The following is an 8,822-nucleotide window of genomic DNA, read 5'->3' as shown; positions in this document are numbered from 1 at the left end:
CTTGAGGAGGTTGCGGGCGTTCTCCGTGCCCCGGCCGCTCCCTCCGCCCTCTTCCTCCTACCCCCCCCCCCCCCCCCCCACCCCCCCCCCCCCCCCCCCCCTCCCCCTCCCCCCCCCCCCGCCCCGTTCAGCCCGTTCAGCCGCTCATCCGGCGCGGTTGCGGCGCCGGGCCAGCTCGTCGGCCGGGTTGTGGCCGATGAGGGTCTCACCGGTGTCGACCCGCTCGCCGTGGAGCTGGGAGAGTGCGGCGTCCACATCCCGCCAGACGACGCCCACGGCGATCCCGAAGACGCCCTGACCGCCCTGGAGGAGGCTGACGACCTCGTCGGGCGAGGAGCACTCGTAGACCGTGGCCCCGTCGCTCATCAGCGTCATGCGTTCGAGGTCCTGGAAGCCCCGGGCCCGCAGGTGCTGGACCGTGGTACGGATGTTCTGCAGAGCGACCCCGGTGTCCAGGAACCGCTTGACGATCTTGAGAAGGACCACGTCCCGGAAACTGTAGAGACGCTGGGTCCCCGACCCGTAGGCCGGCCGGACGCTCGGCTCCACCAGCCCCGTACGCGCCCAGTAGTCCAGCTGGCGGTAGGTGATCCCCGCCGCCGCGCACGCCGTCGGTCCGCGATAGCCGATATCGCTCGCCGCTGCCACGCCGTCCGTCGCCACCGCGGCCGGCGCTGCCGGCTGCCTGATGGCGTGGTCGGCTCCACTGCCGTGCTGCGGATACGGCCCACCCGCCGCCGTACCGTCGCCGCTGCTTCTCACGCCGACCTCCGTCCTTGACCTGCCCACTCGAAGGTAGGCAGTCACTGGGGGTGCGTCAACGATCGCCACACTCGGCACGCCGAGTGATAATCACCCTGAGAAGGGTTTCCCGCGTCCGGCTCCCGGGAAAGGCTCATCGAATGTGCTGACGACACCCCTGCGGGAGCGTCACTGGCTGTTCGTGCCGAAGTCCTCCGGTGAGATCTGATCGAGGAATTCGCGGAACTTCTCCACCTCGTCCTCCTGCTCGTCGGGGATCGCGATGCCCGCATCGTCCAGCACGCCGTCACTGCCGTAGATCGGCGTGCCGGTCCGCAGGGCGAGCGCTATGGCGTCGGACGGCCGGGCGCTCACCTCGACTCCGCTGGCGAAGACCAGCTCCGCGTAGAAGACCCCTTCGCGGAGGTCCGTGATCCGGACCTCGGTCAGCTCCTGGCCCACGGCCTCGAGCACATCCTTGAACAGGTCATGGGTCAGCGGCCTGGCCGGAGCCATGCCCTGCTGGGCGAAGGCAATGGCGGTCGCCTCCCCAGGACCGATCCAAATGGGGAGGTACCGGTCGCCTCCCACTTCACGCAGGAGAACGATCGGTTGGTTGGAGGGCATTTCCACCCGGACACCGACAACGTCGAGCTCGTTCACACAGCAACCCTAGGACGTGCTCGCCATGTTTGGGTAGTCGGGCTCCGCCGACCTCAGTGCAGACGGCTGCGCAGAGCGGTCTGGACGAGCGCGGCATGCAGCCGTACGGACAGTTCGGCCAGCTCGTTCGCCGTGGCCTCGGCATGGGCTCTGGTCTGCGGATTCCGGTGCAGGCGCAGCGGTGCGACCAGCTGCTCGACCAGGCCCGCCTCACGGTCGGCGGAGGCCCGCATGGCCCGCAGATGGCGCGGCTCCAGACCGAAGCGTCCGAGATCGGCCACCAGCTTCGCCACGGTCACCATCTCGGCGTCATAGCCGCCCTCGGGAGCCGCGACGACGATCCCGTAGGACTCCCACTCCGCCAGCTCCTCCTCGTCGACCTGGGCGGCCGCCAGCAGCTCGGCACGCCCGATCCGGGCCGCGGTCGCCCCACCGGGCCCGACCTCCCACACACCGTCGCCGAGGTCCCGCTGAGCGCCCGGCGCGGGGAGCACGGGCTGCTCGCCCCGGTCGAGGGCGTCCAGGTGCTCCCGGATGACCTTGAGCGGCAGATAGTGGTCCCGCTGCATCCGGAGGACCTGGGCCAGCCGCTCCACGTCACCGGGAGCGAACTTCCGGTAGCCGGACGGAGTCCGCTGCGGCTCGACGAGCCCCTCGGCCTCCAGGAAGCGGATCTTGGAGATCGTGACTTCCGGAAACTCTTCGCGCAGCCGGGTGAGCACCGTTCCGATGCTCACCCAGCGCGTGTCCGCGGTGGCGGCGCCGTCACCGGCACCGCCTGTCGGTGTTCGCAGCATGGGCCTTCCTGGGGATCCCCCCGGACGGATCCGAGGGCTGGTCACACGCCCCGCGGGCTCGCGTAGAAGACCAGGCGGTACTTCCCGATCTGGACTTCGTCGCCGTTGGACAGCAGGACCGAATCGATGCGCTCACGGTTGACATAGGTGCCGTTGAGGCTGCCGACGTCACCCACGGTGAAACTACCGTCCGGCCCCCTGTGGAACTCCACATGACGCCGCGACACGGTGACGTCGTCGAGGAAGATGTCGCTCTGGGGGTGACGGCCGGCGGTCGTCAGATCGCTGTCGAGCAGGAAACGGCTGCCGGAGTTCGGGCCGCGGCGCACGACCAGCAGCGCCGAGCCACCGGGCAGCGCGTCGACGGCGGCCTGGGCCTCCGGGGAGAGCGAGGGCAGGGCCGTCTGGCCCGTCGCCTCGGCGTCGTACGCCTCAAGACCGGAGATGGAGATCGTGGACGTCGTCTCCGAGGCGCGCTCGGGGACACCGCCCCGCAGCGGCGTACCGCAGTTGGAGCAGAATCGGCTGGCCTCCGCGTTGCGGTGGCCGCACCTCGCACAGACCGGCATGGACGAGCCCTCCGGGGTGAACCCTCCACCCGTACTCGAGGCTGATGGTTCGCCGAAACCTATTGCCCCCGCACCGGCGGGGTCAACGGACGACACGCCGGGACCACCCGGAGTACCACCACCGGACACCTCATCGCGGAAGAGCGGACGCTCCGCCTCCTGCTCCCCGCCCTGGCCGTGGCGCGGAGCGCGGTGGCGGGCAGCGCTGTTGCTGTCCTCGCGTGCGCTCTTCCCGAACAACTTCGCAAACAACTTCACGGGCGATTCCCCTTGACCGACATAGACCCGCCCGTGGGGCAGGACGAACCCTGAATGAACACACCTGCCGACCCGGACATCCTCACAACGTCCGTATCCACCCGACAGTTTCCACCACGCACCACCAATCCGGTGCGCCGACCCCCCGCAACCCCCCGCCCTCGTCCACCGGCACTCCGGCCCGGCGCGATCACGGGGACGACGACCGAGCGTAGTCAGGCCGCTTCGCCGCTCGCAAGGCATCGACGACGATGTCCTCGGAGCGCTCCACCACGGCCGTGGCCTGCTCCTTCTCCAACGTCTGGACCACACCGCCGGGAATGTTGAGGGCGGGCTCCAGGTCCTGCGGCTTGCCGATGACCTTGAACTCGTACGGTGCTTCGATCTTCTTGCCGTCCACCCGGATGTCACCGCCCTCACCGGCGAAGTACGTATCGGCCACCACGCGGACGCCGTTGACCTCGATGGCCTCGGCCCCGGCCGCACGCAGCTCCTGAACGGTGTCGAGCAGCTTGTCGGCCGCGACCGCACCGGTCGGGTCGCTGATCGTCAGCGTGATCCCGGGACCCTGGGCCGCCACCGTACCCGCGAGGATCCCCAGCTGCCGTTCCTTTTCCAGCGTCTGCTTCCGGGCCTCCTCGGCCTGGTCGGAGCTGTTCTCCAGCTCGGTGCGCTGGTCGTCCAGGCGCTGCTTCTCGTCCTCCAGGCGCTGGGTGCGGTCGTCGACCTCGTCGAGGATCCGGACCAGGTCCTCCTGGCGCGCGCCGCGCAGCGCGCCGTCGTCCCCGGTGGACCGCACCTGGATGGCCAGCCCCAGACCGAGCCCGAACAGCAGCACGGCGACGATGAGTTGGGCCCGGCTCAGCCGCGGCGGCCACAGGCCCGCCAGCAGCCTCTGACGCCCGGAGACCTCGTCGGCCGCGGGCGGCCGCGCAGGGGCGTCCGGAGCGGCGGGCGGGACGGTCTCCGGCTGCTCCGGCTGGTCGCCGCGGGGGTTCTCGTCGTGGTTCATCGGCCTCAAGCCCGGAAGACGTGCCGACGGATCGCGGCGGCGTTGGAGAAGATCCGGATGCCGAGCACGACCACCACACCGGTGGAGAGCTGAGCGCCGACACCCAGTTTGTCGCCGAGGAACACGATCAGCGCGGCGACGACGACGTTGGAGAGGAACGACACCACGAAGACCTTGTCGACGAAGATGCCGTCGAGCATGGCCCGCAGACCGCCGAAGACCGCGTCCAGCGCGGCGACCACGGCGATCGGGAGATAGGGCTCGACCACCGCCGGTACCTCGGGCCGGACCAACAGTCCGACCACGACTCCCACGACGAGGCCCAGTACGGCGATCACGATGTGCCCTTCCCTGATTCTGCCGCATCACTGCCGGCGGCCTTCGGCTCTGCTGTACGGACGATCAGGCTGGGGGCGGCGGGCAGCCGCACCTTCGCCTGATCGGACAAGCTGGTGCGGATGTCGAAGCTCTCCTTGAGCGCGTTGAGGTACTGGCCGTCGGCGCTGTCCCGGAACGCGGCGGCGAGATTCTTCCCGTCCCCCACCGCGAGCACCGTGTACGGCGGGACCAGCGGCCGGTTGTCGACCAGTATCGCGTCGCCCGCGGCACGGATCGCCGACAGTGCCGTCAGCCTCTGCCCGTTGATGGCGACGGCCTCGGCACCGGACTCCCACAGGCCGTTGACGACCCGCTGCATGTCCCGGTCGCGCACCCGGCCGGTGTCGGCGAAGCTCGACGACTCACGGGGCCCGCCACCGCCCTGATCGGTGTTCTTGGCATCGTCCACGACGAGCTTCACCCCGGGCCCCTCCACCGGGGTCGCCCCGGACAGCAAGGCCACCAGCTCCCCCTGGTCCCCACCGTGCTGCTCCAGGGCCTTGCGCTGCCGCTCGCTCACGTCATGGCGGAGCGCGTCGACCTCGGACTCCAGGGAGTCGGCCGCCCGCGTCTCCGCGTTGATCCGGTCGATCAGCTCCTCGCGCTCCTTGGCGACGACCGGAGCCGAGATCCGCGCCTCGGCGGCGCCGAGCGTCACCACCAGGGCGGCCACCACCAGACCGGCGGCGAGCCACAGCTTCGACCTGAGCGTGCGGGGCAGCCCGGCGCTCCCGTCGGCCTTGCGGCGGGCGGAGGCCTCCGCGTACCCCTCGTCGAGGCTGTGGTCCATCACGTTGGTCAGCAGCGACATCGAGGCGTCGGGACGCGCGGGCGGCGAGGGTGTGCTCCGATCGGGGGGCTGCTGCGACATGCCGCACATCGTCGCACGTCACCACGGCTGCCGCCGAATGGCCCCACTGGTGCACCGGAACGTCCCCGACAGGGAGTTCCGGCACACCGGCCTCAGCAGGTCACTCGCCGGCGCTCTCCACCACGGCGGCCCACTCGTCGAGCAGCGCCTGCGCCGAGGCGTCGTCCGGGCCCTCCGCCCACAGGTGGGTGACGGCTTCCGCCCGGTCCGGCAGCACCATGATCCACCGTCCGTCCGCCTCGACCACCCGCACACCGTCGGTGGTGTCCACGCTGCGGTCCCCGGCCGCCTCGACGACGCGGCGCATGACGAGCCCCTTGACCGCCCACGGTGTCGCGAGGTCCCGGCGCAGCACATGGGCCCGGGGAATGCGGGCGTCGATCTGGCTCAGGGTGAGCTGGGTCCGCGCGACGAGACCGATCAGCCGGACGAATGCGGCCGTCCCGTCGAAAACACTGCTGAATTCGGGAACGATGAACCCGCCGCGGCCGTCTCCCCCGAAGATGGTGGCTTCTTCGCGCCCCACCCGGGTCAGGTCGTCGGGCGAGGTGGTCGTCCATTCCACCTGCGTGCCGTGGTACGCGGCCACCTGCTCGGCCACGCGCGTGGTGGTCACCGGCAGGGCGACGCGTCCGCTGCGCCGCTCGGCGGCGACGAGGTCCAGCATCACCAGCAGAGCCCGGTCGTCCTCGATGATCCGGCCCAGCTCGTCCACGAGGGAGAGCCGCTCGCCGACCGGGTCGAACCGCACGCCGAAGGCGGCCCGCGCCGAGGAGACGATCTCCCCGAGGCGTACGAGACCGGCGCGGCGGGTCTCGGCGGACTCGGTGGGCCGCGACTCGTCGAGTCCCGGGTTGATCGTCAGAGCGTCCACCCCGAGCCGCCCGAGGAGGCTGGGCAGAACGAGGCCGGCCGACCCGTTGGAGGCGTCCACGACGACCTTGAGCCCGGAGTCGGCGATACCCGCGATATCGACGTTGCGGAGCAGGGAGCCGGTGTACGAGTCGAAGACGCTGGACGGGAAGTGCAGGTCCCCGATCTCCCCCGGGAACGCCCTGCGGTACTCCTGCCTGGCGTAGACCCGGTCCAGCTTGCGCTGCTGCGCCTGCGAGAGGTCGGCACCCCGCTCGTCGATGAACATGATGTCCACCGAGTCGGGCACGCCCGGCGACGTACGGATCATGATGCCGCCCGCACTCCCTCGCGCCGTCTGCTGCCGGGCGACGGGCAGAGGTACGTTCTCCAGGTCGCGTACGTCGATGGCGCTGGCCTGAAGAGCCGAGATCACGGCCCTCTTGAGCGCCCGCGCGCCTCGGGAGTGGTCACGGGCGGTGGTGACCGTCGCCCCCTTCTTGAGGGTGGTGGCGTAGGCGCCCGCCAGCCGGACCGCCAGCTCGGGGGTGATCTCGACGTTCAGAATGCCCGAGACACCGCGTGCCCCGAACAGATGCGCCTGGCCCCGGGATTCCCAGATCACCGAGGTGTTGACGAACGCACCGGCCTCGATGGTCTTGAACGGGTACACCCGCACATTGCCCTGGATGATCGACTCCTCGCCGACCAGGCATTCGTCACCGATGACAGCGCCGTCCTCGATCCGGGCCGCGCGCATGATGTCGGTGTTCTTCCCGACGACGCAGCCTCGGAGGTTGCTGTGCTGTCCGATGTAGACGTTGTCGTGGACCACGGCCTTGTGGAGGAAGGCACCGGTCTTGACGACGACGTTGGAGCCCACGACCGTGTGCTCGCGGATCTCCACGTCCGCTTCGACCTTGGCGTAGTCACCGATGTACAGCGGCCCGCGGAGTACGGCGTCGGGGTGGACCTCCGCTCCTTCGGCCACCCAGACCCCGGGGGAGATCTCGAAGCCGTCGAGTTCGACGTCGACCTTGCGCTCGAGAACGTCGGCCTGGGCCTTCACATAGCTCTCGTGCGTACCCACGTCCTCCCAATAGCCCTCGGCGATATAGCCGTAGATCGGCTTGCCTTCCTTCATGAGCTGGGGGAAGACATCGCCGGACCAGTCGACGGAGGTGTCGGCCTGGACGTAGTCGAAGACCTCGGGCTCCATGACGTAGATGCCCGTGTTCACGGTGTCGGAGAAGACCTGGCCCCAGGTCGGCTTCTCCAGGAAGCGCTCGACCTGACCGTTCTCGTCCACGATGGTGATGCCGAATTCCAGCGGATTGGGGACCCGGGTCAGACAGACCGTGACGAGTCCGCCCTTCTCCTTGTGGAAGGCGATGAGATCGGTGAGATCGAAGTCGGTGAGCGCGTCACCGGAAATGACGAGGAAGGTGTCGTCCTTCAACGCCTCCTCGGCGTTCTTCACACTCCCCGCGGTGCCGAGTGGCTTCTCCTCGTTGGCATAGGTGAGCTCCATCCCGAGCTCCTCGCCGTCCCCGAAATAGTTCTTCACGAGGGAGGCGAGGAACTGGACGGTCACTACGGTCTCATTGAGCCCATGCCTCTTGAGCAGCCGCAGTACATGCTCCATGATCGGCCGATTGGCCACGGGCAGGAGCGGCTTGGGCATGCTCGAGGTCATGGGGCGCAGGCGTGTGCCTTCGCCACCAGCCATCACGACGGCCTTCATGTCGGAAACGTCCTCCTAGAAGAGACGACGGTCAGCCGATTTCGCCCGTCGGAGTATCACGCACTCAAGACACCAGGCCAGGGGCCGGCCACACTGCACGGCACCACATCAACGAGCTGCATCGGCTACTGCATCCGCCTTGACGAGTCGGCGGACCTGGACCACGTAGAGGATCCCTGCCCACCAATACAGAGTTGTACCCCATCCTGCGAACGCCCATCCGAAAACGGCGGCCACAGCAGCCAGCCAACCACTCCCGTCGCTGAGCAGCAACAAGGGGAAGGCGTACATCAGGTTGAAGGTTGCAGCTTTCCCGAGGAAGTTGACCTGCGGAGGCGGATAGCCGTGGCGCCGCAGGATTGCCACCATCACGAGCAGCATCAGCTCACGGGCCAGGAGGGCGGCGGTGAGCCAGAGCGGCAGGATCTCGCGCCAGGTGAGACCGAGAAGGGTCGAGAGGATGTAGAGCCGGTCGGCAGCAGGGTCCAGGAGCCGGCCCAGACTGCTGATCTGGTTCCACCGCCGGGCGAGCTTGCCGTCCAGGTAGTCACTGATACCGCTGAGCATCAGCACCAGCAGCGCCCAGCCGTCGCTGTTGGGGCCGCCGAACACCGGGCGAAGGATCAGCCACAGGAAGAGCGGTACCCCGACAAGGCGAGCCATGCTGAGAATGTTGGGGATGGTGAGGACCCGATCCGTCTGGACCCGAGTCTCCTGGACCTCCACCCGGGGGCCTCCTGTGAAGAACGTGCGAATGATGCCCCCCGACCTTACCCTCACCCCCCGTCGCCACCCGCACAGGGGTATGCGGGGCAGAAGCGGAGCGAGCCCCGGGGCATCAGGTTCAGAACGCAGGAAAGCCCCGCACCATACGGTACGGGGCTTTCCCAGAAAAATTGTTCGGCGGCGTCCTACTCTCCCACAGGGTCCCCCCTGC

Annotated in this window: 9 protein-coding genes; all 9 read right to left on the bottom strand. The window is 69.0% G+C overall.

Going from position 1 to position 8,822, the window contains the following annotated elements; all coding sequences use genetic code 11:
• Positions 1-144: 144 nt before the first annotated feature.
• The 9 genes from AC0682_RS29420 to clsA all read right to left on the bottom strand — a co-directional run bounded on the left by AC0682_RS29420 (position 145) and on the right by clsA (position 8,611).
• Positions 145-762, bottom strand: coding sequence for a MerR family transcriptional regulator (locus tag AC0682_RS29420; protein WP_070202474.1), 618 nt, complete (start codon positions 760-762; stop codon positions 145-147).
• 168 nt (positions 763-930) lie between these two features.
• Positions 931-1,404 carry a bifunctional nuclease family protein gene (locus AC0682_RS29415; protein ID WP_006123076.1) on the bottom strand — a complete coding sequence of 158 codons (474 nt, stop codon included), beginning with the start codon at positions 1,402-1,404 and terminating at the stop codon, positions 931-933.
• A gap of 53 nt (positions 1,405-1,457) precedes the next feature.
• A complete protein-coding gene (gene ftsR, locus AC0682_RS29410) occupies positions 1,458-2,201 on the bottom strand; it encodes a transcriptional regulator FtsR (RefSeq protein ID WP_254813045.1) in 744 nt (247 codons plus the stop codon).
• Between the two features lie 41 nt (positions 2,202-2,242).
• Positions 2,243-3,028 (bottom strand): FHA domain-containing protein, encoded by a 786-nt coding sequence (locus tag AC0682_RS29405; RefSeq protein ID WP_254813044.1) that lies wholly within the window; start codon positions 3,026-3,028, stop codon positions 2,243-2,245.
• Positions 3,029-3,218: 190 nt separating this feature from the next.
• Positions 3,219-4,040 carry a DUF881 domain-containing protein gene (locus AC0682_RS29400; protein WP_478536206.1) on the bottom strand — a complete coding sequence of 274 codons (822 nt, stop codon included), beginning with the start codon at positions 4,038-4,040 and terminating at the stop codon, positions 3,219-3,221.
• A gap of 5 nt (positions 4,041-4,045) precedes the next feature.
• Positions 4,046-4,378, bottom strand: coding sequence for a small basic family protein (locus AC0682_RS29395; RefSeq protein WP_003970459.1), 333 nt, complete (start codon positions 4,376-4,378; stop codon positions 4,046-4,048).
• Positions 4,375-5,289, bottom strand: a complete 915-nt coding sequence (locus AC0682_RS29390; RefSeq protein WP_254813042.1) for a DUF881 domain-containing protein — start codon at positions 5,287-5,289, stop codon at positions 4,375-4,377. The genes AC0682_RS29395 and AC0682_RS29390 overlap by 4 nt, the downstream gene beginning before the upstream one ends.
• A gap of 100 nt (positions 5,290-5,389) precedes the next feature.
• A complete protein-coding gene (locus AC0682_RS29385) occupies positions 5,390-7,885 on the bottom strand; it encodes a sugar phosphate nucleotidyltransferase (protein WP_478536204.1) in 2,496 nt (831 codons plus the stop codon).
• A 108-nt stretch (positions 7,886-7,993) separates the two neighbouring features.
• Positions 7,994-8,611, bottom strand: coding sequence for a cardiolipin synthase ClsA (gene clsA / locus AC0682_RS29380; RefSeq protein ID WP_478536202.1), 618 nt, complete (start codon positions 8,609-8,611; stop codon positions 7,994-7,996).
• Positions 8,612-8,822: the final 211 nt, after the last annotated feature.

The organism is Streptomyces sp. NPDC043746 (genome assembly GCF_056436485.1).
The sequence above is the reverse complement of the archived record's forward strand: the minus strand, read 5'-3'. Positions and strand labels throughout refer to the sequence as shown.

What these genes read in the sequence shown, in the direction of transcription:
- ftsR (WP_254813045.1), bottom strand. Translation starts at nt 2,201, where the DNA reads ATGCTGCGAACACCGACAGGCGGTGCCGGTGACGGCGCCGCCACCGCG.
- AC0682_RS29400 (WP_478536206.1), bottom strand. Translation starts at nt 4,040, where the DNA reads ATGAACCACGACGAGAACCCCCGCGGCGACCAGCCGGAGCAGCCGGAG.
- AC0682_RS29390 (WP_254813042.1), bottom strand. Translation starts at nt 5,289, where the DNA reads ATGTCGCAGCAGCCCCCCGATCGGAGCACACCCTCGCCGCCCGCGCGT.
- AC0682_RS29385 (WP_478536204.1), bottom strand. Translation starts at nt 7,885, where the DNA reads ATGAAGGCCGTCGTGATGGCTGGTGGCGAAGGCACACGCCTGCGCCCC.